This is a genomic window from Vibrio sp. 378 (genome assembly GCF_033339435.1).
The window spans coordinates 50,351-70,890 of the sequence record NZ_JAWOUO010000007.1 but is presented as its reverse complement, the minus strand read 5'-3'; the positions used below and the strand labels follow the sequence as shown (position 1 = coordinate 70,890).

The 20,540-nt window shown below is 42.2% G+C and carries 20 protein-coding genes; 5 read left to right on the top strand and 15 right to left on the bottom strand.

Annotation, left to right across the window (positions count from 1 at the left end):
• The 5 genes from R7Q48_RS14365 to ccoN all read right to left on the bottom strand — a co-directional run bounded on the left by R7Q48_RS14365 (position 1) and on the right by ccoN (position 3,800).
• A complete protein-coding gene (locus R7Q48_RS14365) occupies positions 1–477 on the bottom strand; it encodes a FixH family protein (protein ID WP_005377489.1) in 477 nt (158 codons plus the stop codon).
• A gap of 105 nt (positions 478–582) precedes the next feature.
• Positions 583–1,557, bottom strand: coding sequence for a cytochrome-c oxidase, cbb3-type subunit III (gene ccoP, locus R7Q48_RS14360; protein ID WP_005377487.1), 975 nt, complete (start codon positions 1,555–1,557; stop codon positions 583–585).
• Complete coding sequence (locus R7Q48_RS14355) at positions 1,557–1,730, bottom strand: cbb3-type cytochrome oxidase subunit 3 (protein ID WP_005377485.1); 174 nt, start codon at positions 1,728–1,730, stop codon at positions 1,557–1,559. Before R7Q48_RS14355 ends, ccoP begins: the two co-directional genes overlap by 1 nt.
• Positions 1,731–1,739: 9 nt before the next feature.
• Positions 1,740–2,360, bottom strand: a complete 621-nt coding sequence (ccoO, locus tag R7Q48_RS14350) for a cytochrome-c oxidase, cbb3-type subunit II (protein WP_005377475.1) — start codon at positions 2,358–2,360, stop codon at positions 1,740–1,742.
• A 12-nt stretch (positions 2,361–2,372) separates the two neighbouring features.
• A complete protein-coding gene (gene ccoN / locus R7Q48_RS14345; RefSeq protein ID WP_005396488.1) occupies positions 2,373–3,800 on the bottom strand; it encodes a cytochrome-c oxidase, cbb3-type subunit I in 1,428 nt (475 codons plus the stop codon).
• Between the two features lie 257 nt (positions 3,801–4,057).
• Here ccoN and R7Q48_RS14340 point away from each other — a divergent pair, with 257 nt between their 5' ends.
• The 3 genes from R7Q48_RS14340 to R7Q48_RS14330 all read left to right on the top strand — a co-directional run bounded on the left by R7Q48_RS14340 (position 4,058) and on the right by R7Q48_RS14330 (position 7,420).
• Positions 4,058–4,414 (top strand): hypothetical protein, encoded by a 357-nt coding sequence (locus R7Q48_RS14340; protein ID WP_104975322.1) that lies wholly within the window; start codon positions 4,058–4,060, stop codon positions 4,412–4,414.
• A 113-nt stretch (positions 4,415–4,527) separates the two neighbouring features.
• Positions 4,528–5,709, top strand: a complete 1,182-nt coding sequence (locus tag R7Q48_RS14335) for an FIST signal transduction protein (protein ID WP_017634895.1) — start codon at positions 4,528–4,530, stop codon at positions 5,707–5,709.
• Positions 5,699–7,420, top strand: a complete 1,722-nt coding sequence (locus R7Q48_RS14330) for an ATP-binding protein (RefSeq protein WP_025766635.1) — start codon at positions 5,699–5,701, stop codon at positions 7,418–7,420. The genes R7Q48_RS14335 and R7Q48_RS14330 overlap by 11 nt, the downstream gene beginning before the upstream one ends.
• A 636-nt stretch (positions 7,421–8,056) precedes the next feature.
• Here the strand turns inward: R7Q48_RS14330 and R7Q48_RS14325 are convergent.
• From R7Q48_RS14325 to matP, 3 genes are all read right to left on the bottom strand, one after another.
• Positions 8,057–8,380: a hypothetical protein gene (locus tag R7Q48_RS14325; RefSeq protein WP_025766620.1), complete on the bottom strand. Its 324-nt coding sequence runs from the start codon at positions 8,378–8,380 to the stop codon at positions 8,057–8,059.
• 114 nt (positions 8,381–8,494) lie between these two features.
• Positions 8,495–8,806 carry a DUF3634 family protein gene (locus R7Q48_RS14320; protein WP_005377468.1) on the bottom strand — a complete coding sequence of 104 codons (312 nt, stop codon included), beginning with the start codon at positions 8,804–8,806 and terminating at the stop codon, positions 8,495–8,497.
• A gap of 15 nt (positions 8,807–8,821) precedes the next feature.
• The gene (gene matP / locus R7Q48_RS14315) at positions 8,822–9,271 is read right to left on the bottom strand and encodes a macrodomain Ter protein MatP (protein WP_005396497.1); all 450 of its coding nucleotides are present in this window, start codon (positions 9,269–9,271) and stop codon (positions 8,822–8,824) included.
• A gap of 210 nt (positions 9,272–9,481) precedes the next feature.
• On the opposite strand from matP, the gene R7Q48_RS14310 reads away from it, so the two are divergent.
• Together R7Q48_RS14310 and fabA are read left to right on the top strand one after the other, a co-directional pair.
• Positions 9,482–11,122 carry an AAA family ATPase gene (locus R7Q48_RS14310; protein WP_171346171.1) on the top strand — a complete coding sequence of 547 codons (1,641 nt, stop codon included), beginning with the start codon at positions 9,482–9,484 and terminating at the stop codon, positions 11,120–11,122.
• 70 nt (positions 11,123–11,192) lie between these two features.
• Positions 11,193–11,711, top strand: coding sequence for a bifunctional 3-hydroxydecanoyl-ACP dehydratase/trans-2-decenoyl-ACP isomerase (fabA, locus tag R7Q48_RS14305; protein WP_005390081.1), 519 nt, complete (start codon positions 11,193–11,195; stop codon positions 11,709–11,711).
• A gap of 140 nt (positions 11,712–11,851) precedes the next feature.
• Here the strand turns inward: fabA and rmf are convergent, their stop codons facing one another.
• The 7 genes from rmf to pyrD form a co-directional block, all read right to left on the bottom strand.
• A complete protein-coding gene (gene rmf, locus R7Q48_RS14300; RefSeq protein WP_005377453.1) occupies positions 11,852–12,025 on the bottom strand; it encodes a ribosome modulation factor in 174 nt (57 codons plus the stop codon).
• A gap of 181 nt (positions 12,026–12,206) precedes the next feature.
• On the bottom strand, positions 12,207–13,940 hold the full coding sequence (locus R7Q48_RS14295; RefSeq protein ID WP_149192350.1) for a DUF3466 family protein: 1,734 nt from the start codon (positions 13,938–13,940) through the stop codon (positions 12,207–12,209).
• A 7-nt stretch (positions 13,941–13,947) separates the two neighbouring features.
• Complete coding sequence (locus R7Q48_RS14290) at positions 13,948–15,867, bottom strand: ABC transporter ATP-binding protein (RefSeq protein WP_005377449.1); 1,920 nt, start codon at positions 15,865–15,867, stop codon at positions 13,948–13,950.
• On the bottom strand, positions 15,845–16,087 hold the full coding sequence (locus R7Q48_RS14285; protein ID WP_017821808.1) for a glutaredoxin family protein: 243 nt from the start codon (positions 16,085–16,087) through the stop codon (positions 15,845–15,847). Before R7Q48_RS14285 ends, R7Q48_RS14290 begins: the two co-directional genes overlap by 23 nt.
• A gap of 21 nt (positions 16,088–16,108) precedes the next feature.
• The gene (gene rlmKL, locus R7Q48_RS14280; RefSeq protein WP_151514802.1) at positions 16,109–18,229 is read right to left on the bottom strand and encodes a bifunctional 23S rRNA (guanine(2069)-N(7))-methyltransferase RlmK/23S rRNA (guanine(2445)-N(2))-methyltransferase RlmL; all 2,121 of its coding nucleotides are present in this window, start codon (positions 18,227–18,229) and stop codon (positions 16,109–16,111) included.
• A gap of 486 nt (positions 18,230–18,715) precedes the next feature.
• Positions 18,716–19,258, bottom strand: a complete 543-nt coding sequence (locus tag R7Q48_RS14275) for a cell division protein ZapC (RefSeq protein WP_005377444.1) — start codon at positions 19,256–19,258, stop codon at positions 18,716–18,718.
• A gap of 168 nt (positions 19,259–19,426) precedes the next feature.
• On the bottom strand, positions 19,427–20,437 hold the full coding sequence (pyrD, locus tag R7Q48_RS14270; RefSeq protein WP_256903212.1) for a quinone-dependent dihydroorotate dehydrogenase: 1,011 nt from the start codon (positions 20,435–20,437) through the stop codon (positions 19,427–19,429).
• Positions 20,438–20,540: the final 103 nt, after the last annotated feature.

Below are 20,540 nucleotides of genomic sequence, written 5' to 3'. Positions count from 1 at the left end.
TTACTTCATTAACGGTGTTGAAGAGGCAGGAAACTCAACTTTACCTTGGATCATCCATTGCTTGTCGTGTGGTTGTAGTTCAACAAACCATGGTCCTTGAATAGATTCCTCAGCTTTTAGTCGGTAATTACCAGATGCATCCGCTGTTACAAGCTTTGTGAAGTCACGATCAGGAAGAGTACGATGAGTGAAAGTGGCCGTTAGAGCAGGGTAATGAGGTAGCTTCCCTTTAGCGAAAACAATCACAACATTGTTATTTTCAGAGGAAATCTCAGCGTTAAGACCTAGGTCACGAGCGACATTCATTTTACTAATGTCGATATTAATGCCTTTGCCTTTTTTATAGTAATCCTCGGCGACTAAAGAAACAGAGTTGTTCGAGAAAACGACCACAGTAATCACAGTCCAAACTACGACAGTAAGAGGAAGGATGATTAGGAACCACGGCCAAAATTGTTTATACCAAGGCTTTACCATAAAAAAGTTCTCAACAGCTAAATGAAAAAATGTAAGGCGTTAAATTTAAAGGAAAGACAGCCCCTATGAAAGGGGCTGTTATTGCTATGTTACGTAATATCTCAGTTACTTACTCTCTGAGTTACTTAAACTCCAGACATATGAGGCAACGAGCTGAACTTTATCTTCACCCAAAATGTCTTTCCACGCAGGCATTACGCCTGAGCGTCCGTTCATTACGGTTTCTGTTACAGCTGCACGAGAGTCACCAAATAACCAGTCTTGGTCTGTAAGGTCAGGCGCACCGACTGCAGGGTTACCCTTACCATCGGTACCATGACAAGCTGCACACACTACGAAGCGTGCTTTACCTGCCGCGGCTTCACGAGCATTTACTTTACGACCAGATAAACTAAGTGTGTAACTTACAACTTCTTGAACACCTTGCTCACCAAGGGCATCTTTCCATGCTGGCATTTGACCAATACGGCCGTGCATGATGGTTGTAACGATCGCTGCTGGCTCGCCACCATATAGCCATGCATCATCAGTCAGGTTAGGGAAGCCTTTCTGACCACGTGCATCAGAGCCATGGCATTGAGAACAGTTTTGCAAAAACAAACGCTGACCAACTTTTAATGCTTCAGGATCTTGCGCAATTTCAGGAATTGGGCGTAGACCACTGTCATTGTGCGCAAGTTTACGGAATGCTTCGCCGAAGTAAGCGTCGGCATCATCCAGTTCTTTTGCATATTGGTTTAGTTGCTTGTTCTCTTGTGCTGCAGCGATGGCTTCTTTTGACTCTTCTAGTGAGCGAACGGTTTGAGCCGAACTCTGCCAGTTTAAAAAGCCCTTGAAGCTACCTAGACCTGGGAATAGGGCAAGGTAAACTGCTGCGAACACAAATGTGCTTACAAACAGGTAAGTCCACCACTTTGGTAGAGGGTTGTTTAGCTCGCGAATACCATCGTACTCGTGGCCCATGTCTTCCCCTTCCTCGACGCCCATTTTATCTTTAGCGCACCAAGTCAGGAGAATCGCACAGCCTACTAGCGTACCGACAGTAATCACGATAATCCAGAGACTCCAGAATGTAGTCATTACTTCTTCACTCCTTGGTTATTAGGGGTCTTTTGTTCTTCGTCAGCAAACACCAAGTTGGCATCTTCTTCAAAGCGTGCTTTACGCTTTTTACTAAATGCCCACCATACGATGCCAATAAAACTAGCGAAGAGTACAACGGTATAAATACTATGAATTGTACCGAAATCCATATGATCCCCTTACTTCATTGCATGACCAAGAGACTGAAGGTAAGCGATGATTGCATCCATCTCTGTTTTACCTTCTACTTCTTTAGCCGAATTCGCGATCTCTTCATCAGTGTATGGAACGCCGAACTGATCACGAAATAGCTCAAGTTTCTTCTGAGTTAGCTTACCGTCTAAAACGTTTTCAGCTAGCCACGGGAAACCTGGCATGTTTGACTCAGGTACAAGCTCACGAGGATCTAACAGGTGAACACGGTGCCATTCGTCAGAATAACGACCACCAACACGAGCTAAATCCGGGCCTGTACGCTTAGAGCCCCAAAGGAATGGGTGTTCCCAAACACTCTCACCAGCAACAGAGTAGTGACCGTAACGTTCAGTCTCTGAGCGGAAAGGACGAACCATCTGGCTGTGACAGACGTTACAACCTTCACGGATGTAGATATCACGGCCTTCCATCTCCAAAGGAGTGTAAGCGCGCAGATTTTCTACAGGTTCAGTCGTTTGCTTTTGGAAAATCAGAGGAGTGATCTCTACAAGAGCACCCCAACTGATAGCAAACACGATAAAAATAGCCAACAAACCGACATTACGTTCTAAGATTTCATGGCGATTATTAGAATTATTACTCATTCTTAAATCTCCTTATGCCGGATGTGGGATAGCTTTTAGGCTTTCTTTTGGTGCACTTACCGTTTTGTACGTGTTATATGCCATTAGGAACATACCAGATAGGAAGATAAATCCGCCTAGGAAACGTACAAAGTAGAACGGATAAGACGCTTCTACAGATTCAACAAAGCTGTAAGTTAGCGTACCGTCAGAGTTAACCGCGCGCCACATAAGACCTTGCATTACACCAGAGATCCACATCGCAACGATGTAAAGAACGGTACCGATTGTTGCTAGCCAGAAATGCACATTAACTAGACCAACAGAGTACATACGCTCCTGGCCAAATAGGCGAGGTACCAAGTGATATACAGAGCCGATAGAAACCATCGCAACCCAACCTAACGCACCAGAGTGAACGTGACCAATGGTCCAGTCTGTGTAGTGAGAAAGTGCGTTAACCGTCTTAATCGACATCATCGGGCCTTCAAAGGTAGACATACCGTAGAACGACAGTGAAACGATTAGGAAACGTAGGATAGGGTCATAACGAAGCTTATGCCATGCACCAGATAACGTCATAATACCGTTGATCATACCACCCCAAGAAGGAGCAAATAGAACCAGCGACATAACCATACCTAGAGACTGAGTCCAGTCTGGTAGCGCTGTATAATGAAGGTGGTGAGGGCCTGCCCAAATATATAGAGAAATAAGTGCCCAGAAGTGAACGATAGATAGACGGTAAGAATAAACAGGACGTTCAGCTTGTTTAGGAACGAAGTAGTACATCATACCTAGGAAACCAGCGGTCAGTAGGAAACCTACCGCATTGTGTCCATACCACCACTGAACCATCGCATCCACTGCGCCCGAGTAAATCGAGTAAGATTTACCAAGTGACACAGGAATAGCCATGCTGTTCACGATGTGAAGTACTGCTACTGTGATAATAAAGGCACCGAAGAACCAGTTTGCCACATAAATATGTGACGTGTTTCGCTTCACTAGTGTGCCGAAGAACACCACCGCATATGATACCCATACTAGCGCAATTGCGATATCAATAGGCCATTCTAGCTCAGCATACTCTTTACCCGATGTTAAACCGAGAGGCAAAGTAATGGCTGCTGCCAGGATGATTGCTTGCCAACCCCAAAAGGTGAAGGCAACGAGTGGGCCACCAAAAAGACGTGTTTGACATGTGCGCTGTACAACATAATAAGACGTTGCGAACAGAGCACTGGTACCAAACGCAAAAATTACCGCATTAGTATGCAGTGGACGTAAGCGACTGTACGTCAACCACGGCGTATCAAAGTTTAGCTGTGGCCAAACTAATTGAGCGGCAATCAAAACACCAACAGCCATACCAACTATGCCCCATAAAATGGTCACAAGGGTAAATTGGCGAACGACTGTATAGTTGTAGTTTTGTTCAAGCTGCTTTACTTGGCTCATTTGCATGCTTCCAATTTCTAATTAACTACACTTTTACTTCCAACACGACTTGCGTCGTAACACCACCCAAGTAAACTCTAGAATTCAAGTGTTATCATCACCTTATTTCCATTGCTGACTTTAATAAAAAGTGGCATTTTCAGCGTGACACTATACTTGAATTAACAATTCAATGACAGGGTAGTAACCTTACTGGACCTCTGGAAATCATTTTTTATTTAAAAAGTTTGAAGTTTGTAACAAGGATATTAGTAATTATGCCTGCACAAAAGTTAACAAAGGCGCGACTTGCACAAATCTTAATCATGCTCAGTGTTTTAATAGGCGCATTTTTCTGGCGTACCTTTACACACGAGAGTGTTAATAGCGTTGACTGTTCACAAAAAGAACGATGCGATGTAACAATTGAAGGAGAAATAATCACGATTAATCGTGACTCAATGGGAATTTCGCTCGAAACGATAGAAAGTAGCACTCTAAAAATTGATCTAAATCAATCTGGTAATTTTATCAATCTCAACGAGAAGCATAAGTCAGTAGAATGGGACATCATTCCTGAATCGAAAAAAATCACCTTTAAAAAAGGTGAAAACATTGTTGTAGTTCAATTATAAATACGATCTATCACGAGATAATCGTAACTTATTAATGAAATTAACACCTTCTTGCCTAGAGAAAATTGGTTGGAATGGTATAACAGCAGAGTGATATCCAATTATAAAATCGTATGCATTGCCAATCAGTTTTTACTCATATTAAAGATGAAGACTCAGCGATAAAAACGCTCAGATCCGAATTGACACAACAGAACTTGTCTTACGTGATGTGTTACTACACGGAAGAATACAATTTCGAGTTGATTCGAGAAGCGTTTCTTGCGCATTTTCCTGGTGTGCCTTTTCATGGCGCCAGTTCATGTCAAGCCGTAATGACAGATCAGGGCTTTCATACAGGACCAGTAATTGCGGCACTTGCTGTTTATGATACAGGTCCTCATGCTTATGGTACTGGTATTTCTAATCACAACTCAGGTGACAGCGTCACCAAGGCTTTGGATATGGCCCTTGAGAACGCAAACCGTGTTGGAGAGGTACCAAACTTAATTCTACTTCATGCTACACCAGGGCAAGAGGAATCAATCATTGCGTCTATAGATGAAAGATTTGGAACTCTAATTCCAATTATTGGTGGTTCGGCCGCTGATAATAACATCGCTGGGAAATGGTCTGTGATAACCGCCCAAGGCTCTCAAACTTCAGGTTTAAGCTTAACTCTCTTTTACTCCTCTCAACCTGTTGATATCGCTTTTAGCGCTGGGCATACACCAACTAATATCAAAGGTGTTGCAACCAAGACCAACGATAGATGCTTACTTGAAATTGATAATGAACCTGCGCTCAATGTTTATAGAAGGTGGACAAATCACCAGGATAACCAAGTAGGTAAAGATAATATGCTGTTTACAAACTCGAGTGCTTATCCATTAGGGCGGATCGCAGGTCATCTCTATGATCGCCCATATTACAAGTTATCCCATCCGATCCGTGAGACGCCAGATGGTGGAATCGAGTTGTTTACACGAATAGAAGAGGGTGACGAGCTCACATTAATGAAAGGAAGTCGTGAGCATCTCGTTGCGCGCGCTGCAAAAGTCGTCAATGCCGCTTTTAACCAAAAATTAGAAGAGTCTCGAAAAATTGGAGTGATAAATATCTTTTGCGCAGGTCCCATGTTGCACTTAATGCAAGACATGAATAGCGTTTGTGAACAAATTAACCAAGAACTAGAACATTTGCCTTTTATTTGCCCTTTTACTTTCGGCGAGCAAGGTAGATTTATTGGTGGTGAGAATGGACATGGAAACCTGATGATTTCATCGGCTATATTCCATAAACCTTATGAAAGATAAATACTTAGACATATATCAACAGGAAGCGCTTCAAGAAGCGTTAGTTGAGCTAAAGCAGGCTAGACAAAGAGAACGACTACTCGCTGATGAAAACAAGGCCATTCTTTCCGCGATATCTGCGATGAGTGAGGCAAAGAATCGGCATGAGATATTTACGGGATTAAACAATGTCCTCAAAAAGTACATCAACTTCGATGATTTTATTGTACTGACTCGCGATGGTGAGCGATATCCCTTCAGGACATTGATATCAACTAATAGCGTATTTGACAATGTATCCTGGTTACACGGTAACACCTATCAAAGAGCTCTCAATGGTGAATGCATTCTACTGTTCGAGCCAGATAAACTCGCTGAGTTTGTTAACTTAAACAGCTTTATAAAAAGCCATGTAAACTCGGTCGTTTTAACTGGTATACGTTCAGAAGTAACGCAAACCGTAATCCTACTTATTGGAGCTCAGAAAGGGCACTTTAGCATAGAGAATAAGGAAACCTTGAGGCGGTTTCGTCCCTTAATTGAAAGGGCGGTCATTGATATCGAGACCAAAGAGAAGTTACAACGTATCGTTGAGGTAAGAACAACTCAGCTCGCTAAAGCAAGAGAAGAAGCAGAGCTTGCGAACCGCTCTAAGTCGGAGTTCTTAGCGATGATGAGCCATGAAATAAGAACCCCTTTAAATTCCGTTCTTGGAATGCTAGATATACTGAAGCAATCAACCTTGTCAGAAGAACAAATTGATGCGTTGAGCCAAATGGAGTGCTCTGCAGAGTTACTTCTCGCGATAATCAGTGACATTCTTGATCTCTCTAAAATCGAGTCTGGTCGCTTTCAGCTCAATGAACAATGGATTAATTTAAGAGACACTGTCACTTTTGTTATTTCTCAGCAAAAACAAATAGCTAAGAAGAAAAATCTCCAATTTAAACTCAACTGTACTGTCACTAATGACAAACAATTTTGGATTGACTCCACGCGGTTATCTCAAATCCTGTTTAATCTAATAGGGAATGCAATAAAGTTTACAGACGAAGGTGAAGTAAAAGTTTCTGTATCTGAGCAAGATGCTGAACTTGTGATCTCAATATCTGACACTGGAATTGGTATATCTAAAGCAAAGCAAGAGCACTTGTTTACGGCATTTCATCAAGGAGACCGTTCCATCACGAGACGCTTTGGTGGTACAGGACTGGGACTCGCAATAACCAAGCATTTAGTTGAAATGATGCGTGGCAAGATTGCCGTTAAAAGTGATGAGCATGTTGGTTCAACCTTTACGATTTCGATTCCAGTTTTGACTCGTTGTAATCAAAATCGTCCAGTTAGAATCGAAACCAATCAACCGACAAAAGCAATGGAACTTCTCGTCGTAGAAGATACCGAGTCGAATCAGTTCGTAATAAAGCTTATCTTAAATAAGCTTGGCCATAATGTTCATATCGCAAGCCATGGAGCAGAGGCATTAACATTTTTAGAAGAGAATGAGGATTTAATCGATTTGATTCTCATGGATGTCTCGATGCCAGTGATGGATGGAATTACCGCAACAAGACTTATTCGAGATAAAGGTCTCAGGACCCCAATTATAGCGTTAACTGCACATGCGCTAGAAAGCGATAGAGATAAATGCCTGGATGCCGGTATGGACGGATTCATTTCCAAGCCAGTTAGAAGACAAGATATCTTTGAAGCTATACAGTCATTTCAATAAGCAAAAAGGCGTTAATATAGATCTTAACAATCGATAGATTATTAAGATCTATATTAAGTATTTTATGGTAAATAACCATTATGTTTAATGCTCACAGTAAGGCCCTTAAATTTAAAATCTGCAGGGGAATAGGAGCATACTCAGACAGCATTTAGCGTACAGCATTTAGCGTACGGCGATATACAATTTAACATAACACATATAATGCGCACTGAGGAGAGTGTAAACTCAAAGCAATAATGTCCGGTTTTAGACACTTTAAAATGTCATCCTAAGATTAACAACATTGTTTGCTTTTGAAGCTTTAACCGAGGTTTCTGTGGACTTGCAATCGCTAGTTTGGTTTGTGGTTATGCTTACGAAGCAAATCAAATCTCTTATTGAAAATTGATGCGCGCTTAGTCCCCGACTTACTGGCGTGTCCTTCCGTAAGCACCTGAATCAATCTATGTATGGTGATGATGGCCAACTCACTGAATTTGCCACTCAATGGCATCACGATTACTAACTTAAGCGCTACCAAACAAAAAAGCCTTTCATACTCGCCTCGTACAACAGCAAAAATCAGCTAAACGCTCTAATCGCTCCGCAACGAAATCTGCCAAAAATCACGAGCTCAGTTGCGTTCTGAAACAATTATAAGCCTGTGGTTATATGGAGGCGAATGTACTTTTCGGGGTATTTGTAACGATAGCGTTTTCCTTTCTTCAAGTTGGACTTAACGTACCTACACACTTTTTGGTCACCACTGCTGGTTACTCTTTTTATTACTGCGTTTTTACTTTTGTGCTCCATTTCTATCATGACGTCACAATAACCTTGATAGCCATCAAACTTATTGTCTACTTTCTTTTGAAGCTTAGTCTTAATCTTTTTAGCCAACAGGTTCGTTTCTGAATCGTCAGCAAAAACTGAATTACTTGCAAAGATCAATACCATTAAAGTTACAACGTATCTCATCGTTTTGGTCCGTTTATGTTGTTGATTGTTCGATGATAAGTAATTTTTCTGTAGATACGAAAATGGGACGCCACATTGCGTCCCATTTAACATGATGAAGTAACTGATATGTAATTAAGCGCGCTTCTTGCCTTTGTTTGCTTTGAAGCCCTGGTGCGGAAAAACGTTACGAATCCTCTGTTGAACTTTTTTGGGAATGCCTTTGGAAAAGCTTAAGCGCATTCCTGTTCGTTGGCTATACACCTTCATTTCACCAGTAAACGGGTTATGCTCACTAATATCCTGTAAGTTGTGTTTGAAAGAAGGAGGTAGATGCCCTTTTACGTTACTAATATGGCCATTATCGAACTTTACTTTTAACACCGGCCTATCGACTGCGATCAACCAAAAGATCACGATGGCTGCAATTAAGATTACATATAACATTTGGCACTCCCTATCCTAGCTAGATAGCAATTTACTCAAATCCTCTTTAATTGAGGTAACTTTTTGACTCGCTTTTTCACTTCTCGACGCTTCGGAAAGCAAATATTCAATTGCGTCAGATAACGTACAACCAAGTTCATTCGCTCTACTAGAAAGCTTTTCCCAAACTCGGTAATCTAAATCAATGGATTTCTTCTTTGTATGGACTTGCTCTGCATTGAAGTGACGTTTCCGTTTCGCTCGGATAGCCTGCTTGAGTTTATTATCTAACTCTTCTGACATGTGGTTTTCTATCCAAGCTAAGACAAGTGTAGGCTCGTGTTCAAGGCGTTTTAGTTCTGCGACCGCTGCATCTGCTTCGCTTGTATCAATATGTCGGGTAATCGCTTCACCATCTTTCCATTTTTTGATGAGATACTTCCATTTCCACCCACATTCTAGATTCTCAAGCTGCTGATATTTCATTTGTTCCGACCCATAAACATAACCTAGTGACAGCGTAACCCAGATGGTTTATTTGGGCAAATAAAACTCTTAGAAGTATCGATGTTGATCACTCATTTGTCTAAGTATTGTTCATTGAGAGTTGAATGCCGTGAGCAAACCAAATTGGTGCTAGGGTGTTATAGTCCGTTTCGTTATAATGTCGGCAAGATTGAATTACGATGAATTTTAATGAACCAACTTAATTGGCAAGACGTAACACCTTCACTTGAGCAGTACGAAGCACTTTTAAAGTCTGCACCTTCGTTACCAAAGAAGTCTTTTACTGAGCTCCAACCGAGAATGTCGGCAACGATATCTCGTTTTTCAAAAATTTCTGGATTGACGCGAGTACTACTCATTAACTGCGTAGATAATTCTGTCTATAGAGAGTTCATCAGTAAAGCTCTTCAGAGCCAGTCTAACGCTGCGATTGTTTTGTCGGAATCACTTGATGCCAAACGCTTATTTGACCGTTACAGTGTCGATTTAAGTGGTGATATTGCCTTCCAACCTGGCTTAATTTCACAGGCAGATAGCGGTTACTTAATTGTACCGGCTAATCTAATTTTGGCTAACCCAGGACTTTGGCCAAATATAAAGTCTGCAATTCAACAAAACCTTATCGAGCCACTGAACCTAAGCCCTACTCGTTTACCTACTTCAGTACCGCAAGCTAAAGCTTATGATGTAAAACTGATTGTAACAGGAGAAAGAAGTCAGTTAGCAGAGCTAGAATACATCGATGACGACTTCTGTTCTGGCTTTGCCATGTATACGGAAGTTGAAGAAGATATTCATCTGTCAGAGCAGAATTTGACAGATTACTTTGGTTTAGTGAACTGGATTTGTTCTCAATATCAACTGCCTCACTTAACTGAATGTGGTTTTAGAAGATTGTTGCTGGCCGGTATGAGATTTACTGAAGATCAACATTATCTGCCTTTAGGAGTAATGTGGCACTCTCAACTTCTAACGCTTGCTAGCCAGTTCAGTGATGGCCACGCATTAGATTACAAGTCGTTAGATAAAGCGATTGACGATAAGTATTACCGAGAATCTTACCTTCCTCAGCGTGCCGTGTACGATATTTTAGATGGACAAGTCATCATTGAGACAACTGGGGAACAAGTTGGTCAAATCAATGGCCTAACCGTTATTGATATGGCTGGGCACCCTGTCAGCTATGGTGAGCCTGCGCGAATATCTTGTGTAATTCATTTTGGTGATGGCGATGTTTCCGATGTTGAGCGCAAAGCTGAGCTTGGAGGCAATCTACATGCAAAAGGCATGATGATTATGCAAGCTTTCTTGAGCTCTGCTCTGAAACTGGATGAACCACTGCCTTACTCAGCCTCCATCGTATTTGAACAGTCTTATAGTGAAGTTGATGGTGACAGCGCATCTCTTGCAGAACTTTGTTGCTTGGTAAGTGCTTTATCTGAATCTCCAATTAATCAACAAGTTGCGGTTACAGGGGCTGTTGATCAGTTTGGTCGAGTGCAAGCCGTTGGTGGCTTGAACGAAAAAATTGAAGGTTTTTATCAGGTTTGTAAACATCAAGGTTTTACAGGAAATCAAGGTGTTGTGATGCCAAAATCAAACCTTAAACACCTTGCATTACATAAAGATGTAATAGAAAGCATTAAAAATGGTGAGTTCCATATTTGGTCCGTTTCTACCGTAGATGAAGCTATTCCGATTGTAATGAATAAACCTTTTAGAGGTGAAGACGATAGCATTATTGGCAAAATAGCGGAACGTATTGAAAACTTTGAAAGACATGAGCATCCAGAAGGAATTGTGCAGCGCATCAAAAACTGGTTTGTCTAGTACTGATCGGAGTTGTTTAGCGTACACGTGTTCACTAAGATGCAGCTATCAAAAATTGGAGTAATTGATAATGCAAAACAAACGTGATTCTTATAACCGTGACGATCTACTTGCTTCTAGCCAAGGCGAACTGTTTGGGCCTGGTTATCCTCAGCTTCCTGCGCCAAACATGCTAATGATGGATCGTGTTACTAAAATGTCTGAGACTGAAGGCGATTTTGGTAAAGGTTTGATCTTGGCGGAATTGGATATTACTCCAGATTTGTGGTTCTTTGACTGCCACTTCCCTGGCGACCCTGTAATGCCGGGTTGTCTTGGCCTTGATGCGATGTGGCAACTTGTTGGTTTCTTCCTTGGCTGGGTTGGTGGCAAAGGAAAAGGTCGTGCTCTGGGTGTTGGCGAAGTGAAGTTTACAGGTCAGATCCTGCCAACAGCGAAAAAAGTGACGTACGAGATCCACATGAAACGCGTTGTAAACCGTAAACTTGTGATGGGTTTGGCCGACGGTCGTGTATGTGTGGACGGCAAAGAAATCTACGTAGCAAAAGATTTGAAAGTTGGCTTGTTCCAAGACACTTCAAGCTTCTAATCACGATTTTAATCGATTTATTAAGGCTCCTATTTAGGAGCCTTTTTGTTATCGAGTGTTAACCTACTTCCCTATGTCCCTATAATGTAGAAAAGGCTCCGTAGAGCCCTTTCGAATCCTTCTTTTTGTATGTGGAGAGTTTATTTGTAGAGACCAGATTGTCTTTCATCTCTGGCATCACGCCAACCACCTAACCAATACGACCGAGCATCAACTTGTTGATATGGGCAAGCCTCTTGAGACCTTCCATTCAACCCAGCTTTGTAGCCTTGAGATTGAGCTCGTTCTAGGCGATCACGCTTTTGTCTCTTCATAGTTAATTCCTCATACAGGTCCATTTACTAACGTACAGCTGTTATTGTGAAACTTTGATGGAGTTTTTATGACTCCACTTATAAGAATCGATCAAAGTAGGCAATTTCTCAAGGCATAAAAAAAGCAGAGACTCAAATGTGTGAGCCTCTGCTTGATTTAAAAATTACTGACGATTTTTAACTATTTTCTACGGAACCCAAACAATCCAAGCATGGTCAAAGCTAACCAACCAAGACCTGCACCTTGACGCTCTGTCGTCGTTGAGTCAATGCTTCGAGATACGATGTCGTCCTTCGTTGCGTCAGCAATAGGTACTAGTTTGACGGCTACAATTTGCTCTTCAGAGCTACATGTCGCATTGTTTGCTGTTGTGCTATAACCACCTGCACATTTCATAGCAGTACCAGAGATCACACCTGCATCATTGATATCAGTTGCGTCGATAATACGAAACTGATTGTTTTGTTCAGAGTAATCACCGCCATTAGTCAAACTGTCTAGGAACCAAGCTTTTCCATTAAACAATGTTGCAGCACGTTCACTAGTCTCGCCACCTAGGCTATATGGATAGATAAAACCGCGCTTACGACGTGGCTTGCCATCGTCTTCACGAGTCGTTTCTGCATCAAGTTGCCCGACGATCTCATTGTAAGAGTTGATACCGCCCATCTTACCGCCCGCACCGCTAAAGAAAATGCCAGTAGTTGGGTAAAAAGCGCTAATAGAATCCTTACGAACATCATCTACGATAAAGAGACGATTCGGAGCAGAGCCCGTTGGCATTAAGTATCCGCCCGAACGTTTCGCTTCACCAATAGCAACAAAATTAGAGTTAACGTCGGTTAATCGTGAGTTTGTATGAACCGTATCATCACCTTCGCGCTGTCTAGCTCCTACAACAACTTTATTTTTCCAAGTTGCGTTTTCAACGCTACCTTCGGCTTCTAGAGTTCCAACAAAAACAGTCGCATTCAGGTAGTTATCATCACTGTAAGTGTTGTAACCTACGCCATAGACCGTAGTTCCATCAGTGACCAGGTCACGCATGCTCCCTTGAGCTAACCTTTCTCCATCTTTAGATGTACCACTTGGCCAAGCCAATTCACTGACGGTTCCGCTTTGATCCCAAATCGCTGCTTTTGATGTGTGGTGAGATCCATTGGTATTGCTTGCTGTTCGAGAAACACTGCCAACAGTAAAATTGCCGTCTGTGCTCCAAGCATGGCTTTGCACAACACTTGCGTCACCATCGCCAGTAAGAATATTTGGCTCTACTGGTGCAACTACGGTATTTCGTGTTTCTAATGTAGAAGTATTTTCTGTGCTAACTTTACTCTGATTACCGACAGCTGCACCATCCTCGGTAAGCTGGTTGATAACATTGTTATATTCATTTTTATAAGCAGCAGAATCTTCTTCTATGAACGCTAACGCATTAGAAGTAAAGTCTTTACTACGTTCTTTGTTCCACGGCGTCCAGTTTACTGAAGCCCAAGAGTCACAGGTGGAATAGCGAAGCTGGTTGTAACAGTAACGCTCAAAGTCTTTGAGTTCTTGGATGTAATAAAAGCCAGCGTCTAATCCGAATGGGATTTCTTCACGATAGCTGTTCCCATCCACGGCTTGTGTCGCTGAAATCGGTGTAGTGCGAGTTTCCATTGCAAGTTTAAACTGCTCTGGCGTGCAGTTTGCTGCTGCATCAAAGCAGCCTAAAGCGAAAGGTGAACCTGTTGAAGGATCTGTACCTGCATCGCCCTGTTGAATTGCAACCCCGTAAGCCGTTTGGTAGTCACCGTTTGAACCATGATCCTGAGGTGAAACCTCAACAACTTGATACAATGCCGCCTGTGCGTTCATTGTGGTACCAACCATCATTGCAATGGCGGTCAATTTGAATTTATTACTACAATTCATTGAATTCTTAACTATCCTGTTGCATTGCTTCGAGTTCTTCCCATCTCTCGAATGCGATTTCCAACTCCTGCTCTAGTGCAGCAAGCTGTTCCAATACCGGCTGAGTTTGCTCTACAGGTTTAGCAAAGAACTCTGGATCGTTCACTTGCTCCTGAAGGCTCTCGATATCCGACTCTAATTGTTCAAGTTTAGCTGGTAGAGCCTCTAATTCTCTTTGCAGCTTATACGATAACTTCTTCGAATTGTTCTTAGGTTGCGTAGTTTTGGGAGTTTCCTCAACCACTTTCTCTTTCTTCGTTGGTTTTTCAACCTGACTGCGCGAAGCAAGAACTTGGTCACGCTGCTGTTTAGCATCATGATAACCACCAACGAACTCTTCGATTATACCGTTACCCTCAAAAATCCAGCTGGTTGTTACTGTGTTGTCTACGAACTCACGGTCGTGACTCACTAACAATAATGTACCCTGATAATTGGCAAGCATTTCTTCTAAAAGTTCCAACGTTTCGATATCCAAATCGTTAGTTGGTTCATCAAGAATAAGTAAGTTGTTTGGTTTCAACAAGATACGGGCTAGCAATAATCGGTTTTTCTCACCACCAGAAAGTGCCTTAACCGGGGTTCTGGCGCGCTTAGGTGCAAATAAGAAGTCTTGAAGATAACTCAGCGCATGACGCTGACGTCCCCCAACCATTACTTCTTGTTTCCCATCCGCTAAGTTATCGATCACTGTCTTTTCTGGATCCAAAATCTCTCGGTACTGATCAAAGTACGCTACTTCTAATTTTGTTCCGCAGTGTAAACGACCAGACTGCGCTTCCAATTGCCCTAGTAGCAATTTAAGTACCGTACTCTTACCGCAGCCATTTGGTCCGATAAGTGCAATACGGTCACCACGCATGATGTTAAAGCTAAAGTCGTCGACAATTGTCTTGCCTTCGTAAGCAAAAGATACATTTTCTGCTTCAAATACAATCTTACCTGAACGAGAAGCATCATCGATGTTTAGGTTAACTTTACCTTGAACTTCACGACGGTCACGACGCTCTTCACGAAGCTTTTTAAGGGCTCGAACACGGCCTTCATTACGAGTACGACGTGCTTTAATGCCTTGACGAATCCACACTTCTTCCTGAGCTAGTTTCTTATCGAACTCAGCATTTTGCATTTCTTCGACGCGAAGCATTTCTTCTTTGTCATTTAAATACTGTTCGTAATTACCAGGGAAAGAAGCTAATTGACCGCGATCTAAGTCGACGATGCGTGTCGCCATCGACTTGATGAATGCACGGTCGTGAGAAATAAAGATGATCGAGCCTTTGAAGTCTTTTAAGAAGTTCTCTAACCATTCGATCGTTGTCACATCGAGATGGTTTGTTGGTTCATCAAGAAGCAATACATCAGGATCACAAACCAGCGCACGAGCTAAAGCAGCTTTACGTTGCCAGCCACCGGATAGATCGGTCAGTTTGGTTTCTGGGCTTAGTTTTAAAGCGCCAAGTACGTTCTTAACACGGTCATCAAAGCGCCAAGCGTTAGAATGATCAAGTTGCTCTTGAACTTTCGCCAAACGGTTAATGTTCTTCTCACTTGGGTCTTGAGCAACAAGATCGAGAAGATCGTGATAGATCTTCAATTGTTCGCCGATTTCAGCCAAACCGCCAGATACGTACTCGTAAACCGTACCCTCTTGATTGCGCGGTGGATCTTGTTCAAGCCGAGAAACTACTACGTCTTGAGTTATTTGAATCTTGCCATCATCCAACAAAATGTCGCCGGCAAGCACTTTCATTAACGTGGACTTACCTGCTCCGTTACGACCAACTAAACAAACGCGTTCGTTTTCTTGAAGAGCGAACTCCGCTTTATCTAGCAATGGGTGGTCACCAAATGCAAGTTGTGCGTTATGAATGGTAAGTAATGCCATTATTATCCAACCAATGTGTGAGTTGTTCTAAGTCAAACGGCCAGTTCAACTCAGAATCTTGATATTTTAAGACGGGTATTGTGACGCCGTAACGAGAAAATAGTACATCATCGAACGCAATATCGATGATATCTGTTTGCTCGGCCAAACCGACTTGGTCTACTAGAGCAAATGCCATCTCACAAAGATGGCATCCCTCCGTGCTATACAATATCAGCACGTATTAATCCTTTTGTTTATACTACGCGTGCGTTACTAGCCAACAGTTATGAATCTGTTTATTACGCGCAAAATCTAATGGTAACGTTTGAGAAGAAATATTCTGAGCCTTCAAACCCAATTCAGCGAGTGATTCTTCATCCATCTTGAAGTGACGTTTGTTATTTGAAAATACGATTGTGCCTTCACTTCTCAGTAAACGTTTGAGGTTCTTCATTAGCTTAATGTGGTCACGTTGTACATCGAATGATGTTTCCATACGCTTAGAGTTAGAGAACGTAGGTGGGTCAATAAAGATCAAGTCGTACTCACCTTTTGCGTTTTCTAGCCATTGCAAACAGTCCGCTTGTTCATATTTATGTTGGCGCCCTACACAGCCATTAAGCTGCATATTGTCTTTCGCCCAGTTCAAGTAGGTGTTTGACATATCGACAGTTGTAGTGGAACGCGCACCACCAACTGCAGCGTGCACTGTTGCACTACCAGTGTAAGCAAACAAGTTAAGGAAATCTTTACCCTGTGCCATTTCGCCAAGACGACGACGAGTGATCTTATGATCCAAGAACAGGCCTGTGTCTAGGTAGTCATGAAGGTTCACGATCAGCTTCACACCGTACTCGTTTACTTCGAGCGTCTCTGATACCTGACCTAATTTTTGGTACTGGCTTCGACCTTTCTGTTTCTCACGAACTTTCAGTACAACTTTGTTCGCTTCGACACCGGTCACCTGAATCGTCGCACGGATAATGTCCGTTAGACGACGCTTGGCTTTTTCTTCAGGGATGTTCTTAGGTGCTGCGTACTCTTGAATCACAATTTGATCGCCGTACACGTCGATCGCTACGTTATATTCTGGAAGGTCTGCATCGTAGATACGGTAGCAGTCTAGTTTCTCTTTACGCGCCCACTTGCCAATCTTGCCAATGTTTTTCTTCAAACGGTTTGAGAAGTCTGGTGCGATTTGAACGTTAGTATCTGCACCTTTAACTTCATCAGCGCTGCGCTCGGCAATGCTGTAGTTCTTTTGGTGACACGGTAACGCACCATTGTTCAATTTAAACTGTTTATCAGCGCGCATACGAAGGCAACTCAAGAGCTCGTCTGAGCTAGAGAAGATAGATGCTTTACATCCGCCAAACTCAGATTTTAGCTGTCCACCGAATGCGGTATAGAGCGCAATCAGCCCCGGCTCAGTTCCTAGACGCTCACCGTAAGGTGGGTTTGAAACGATAACACCGTGTTCAAATCCTGCGGGACGAGTAATAGTTGCAGCATCACCTTGCGCAAACTCAATCAACTCTTCAACACCTGCTCTGCGGGCGTTTTCTTGAGCGACTTTTAACACTTTGGGATCGTTATCGAATCCAAAAAACTTAGCGTCAACTTTCTTGACACCCCGTCTAGCTTGAACATTAGCCTCTGATTTAATCTCAGCCCAGGTCTCCGGTTCAAAGTCTTCCAAAACTTCGAAGCCCCATTGTTTGCGCTTAACGCCAGGTGCCATGTTGGCTGCCATCATTGCCGCTTCAATAAGCAAAGTACCAGAACCACACATTGGATCGAGTAATGGTTGATGCCCATCCCAGCCACAACGCATGATAATCGCAGAAGCAAGCGTTTCACGTAATGGCGCACGACCCGATTCTGGTCGATAACCACGCTGATGAAGACCACTACCTACCATGTCTATCCCAAGCAACGCTTTATCTTTATGCAAACGAACGTGAATACGAATATCTGGGCGTTCTTTGCTGATATTAGGACGTGGCAAGCCTTTATTCTCAAAGCAATCTACGATGCCATCTTTGACCTTCATAGCCCCGTATTGGCTATTTCTAATCTCACGGTTTGTGCCGTTAAAGTCCACAACAAAGCGTTTAGAGCTATGAAATTGGTTAACCCAGTTAATAGTGGAAGTGGATAGATACAAGTCCATGTCGTTGTTACACGTGAACTCAGATAAAACACGTACAAATCGAGACGCTAAACGGCTCCACAAACAACAGCGATAAACCTGTTCGTTTGTCGCTTTAAATTTTACGCCTGCCTGTACTGGTTTCGCATTTTCAATGCCTAGTTTAGTCAGTTCTTCAACAAGCAAATTTTCCATGCCATTTGAAGTTACCGCGAGATATTGATTCATAGTGTTCTTTCGCTGATAAAAAATGGCTTCAATTATACCTGACTTTACGATCAATGCCTCGTTTTTAAAGGTATTTTCCCACCCGTTAGTTCAAATCATCACCACTCAAATGATCTAAAACTTTCAACATCTTTAGTTTGAATGTTTTTCATTCATGAACGTATTTTGTTTCCTTTAGAAGAAGTGAATACTTATTTACATGCGTTTTGGTATACACCAGCAGGGATTGGTTGATGTAAATTACTTACAAACACCCTTTATAGGGGAATAAATAGGGTTGTTTTAGGCGCTAGGTTGCCTAATTAAAGGAGTAATCAAATTGAAATAAGTAAAATAAAAGTGACCAGCTTCATGTTTGCATGCATAGAAAACAAACAGTTTCATGGTCTTTCGGATTGGAGTGTCTGAGGAAAGGACAAAAAAAATCGACCCAATAAGGTCGATTAAGGCAAACAAAGGAACGAAATAAAGAAAAATTAAACAGCTTTAACCCACCATTGCCATAGGGGTCATTGCAAAGAGGTGGTTTGCACAAGCCATGCGATCATGCATTACTTTAATCGGCTGCCCAAATTGAAGCGCCTTATTGCCATCAAGAACAAAGGCTTCTTGGTTAACATAAGCACATAAGCTCGATGTTTCGCCTGGTTCTAGAACGATGAACATACCATCAGAATATTGATTTGTGAGAAAGACCATGTCCCCTTCTTGAGGTTCATAATCAGAGGACTGTGCATCGAAGAACCAGCTCTTAGGCTGTACAGGTTTATGAAAACGCTTTGCAGCAACACAATACAGTGTTAATTCAGCTTGGCGATATTCACTGATATCGAGACAGCGAATGCGCTCATTAAACGTTTGAAATGCGCTGGCGTCATCAACGGTAAATTCACTGTTTGAGAAGGCACAGTTAACCAACAATTTTCGGGATAGATTGGTTTGGAAAATCATTTCCTCCCCCAGATCCAGCATTAAGCAAGCTTTTTGCTCGTCAAAATACCAATTCCATTTGTCGCTGGGTTTAAGCATTATTCCGTTCTCTCTTGACTAGTTAAATCAGTGGTAAAGAGGTAAGACGCTTAATTACCTACTCGTGATTTTTAAATTCTACAAACGAACGGATAAAAAAAAAGAGGAAACAAAGTCCTCTTTTTTATGTAACAGGTACTGATTTTTCAGTAGTTTTTGATGTATATGTTATAGATTCTTAACAATATCACGTACGAGACCTGGGCCGTGGTAAATAAAGCCAGTGTAGACTTGAACAAGTTTAGCGCCTGCCATGATCTTTTCTTTGGCTGCAACATAGGAATCTACACCACCAACACCGATAATTGGAAGTTTGTCTCCAAGCTCTTCATGAAGCTTACGTACGACCTCCGTAGAGCGTGATTGCACAGGGCGACCACTCAAGCCACCTGCCTCATTGGCGTGTCTCATCCCTTCTACGATCGTGCGATCCAAAGTTGTGTTAGTCGCGATCACACCATCTATATTGTTTTTCAATAAAGAATCGCAGATTTGGCAGATTTCATCGTCACTTAAATCTGGCGCAATCTTTAATGCTAACGGGACATACTTGTTGTACTTCTCTGATAACTCCGCTTGTTTCGCTTTTAATTCGGAAAGCAGTTCATCAAGCGCTTCACCATATTGAAGTGAACGAAGACCTGGAGTGTTTGGCGATGAGATGTTTACTGCAATATAGCCAGCATACTCATACACTTTTTCCATACAAATCAGGTAGTCCTCTGCCCCTTTCTCAATTGGCGTATCTTTATTTTTACCGATATTAATTCCGAGAACACAATTGAATTTTGCTCGTTTAACATTCTCGATCAAATTATCAACGCCTAGGTTATTAAAGCCCATGCGGTTGATGATCCCTTCTGCTTCCACTAAACGGAATAAGCGTGGTTTATCATTACCTGGTTGTGGTCGTGGCGTTACAGTGCCGACTTCGACAAAGCCAAAGCCCATGGCATCAAATGCTTCAATACATTCGCCGTTTTTATCTAAACCAGCCGCAAGACCAACAGGGTTACGGAATGTTAGACCCATACACTCAACTGGACGAGTTGGTAACTGCTGGCGGTAAAAGAGATCAAGTGGTGTGCCGTTAAAGCGTTGGAAGTTCTTGATTGCAAGATCATGTGCCTTCTCGGCATTGAGTTGGAAAAAGCCAGTTCTGGCTAGACGGTAAAGCATTGTGCCTCCGAAAGAAAAAAGCCCCGTATAAACGGGACAATATTATTTACCGTTTTTCATCGTAATTCAATGAAAATGAACGTAATAAGTAAAAACCTATATC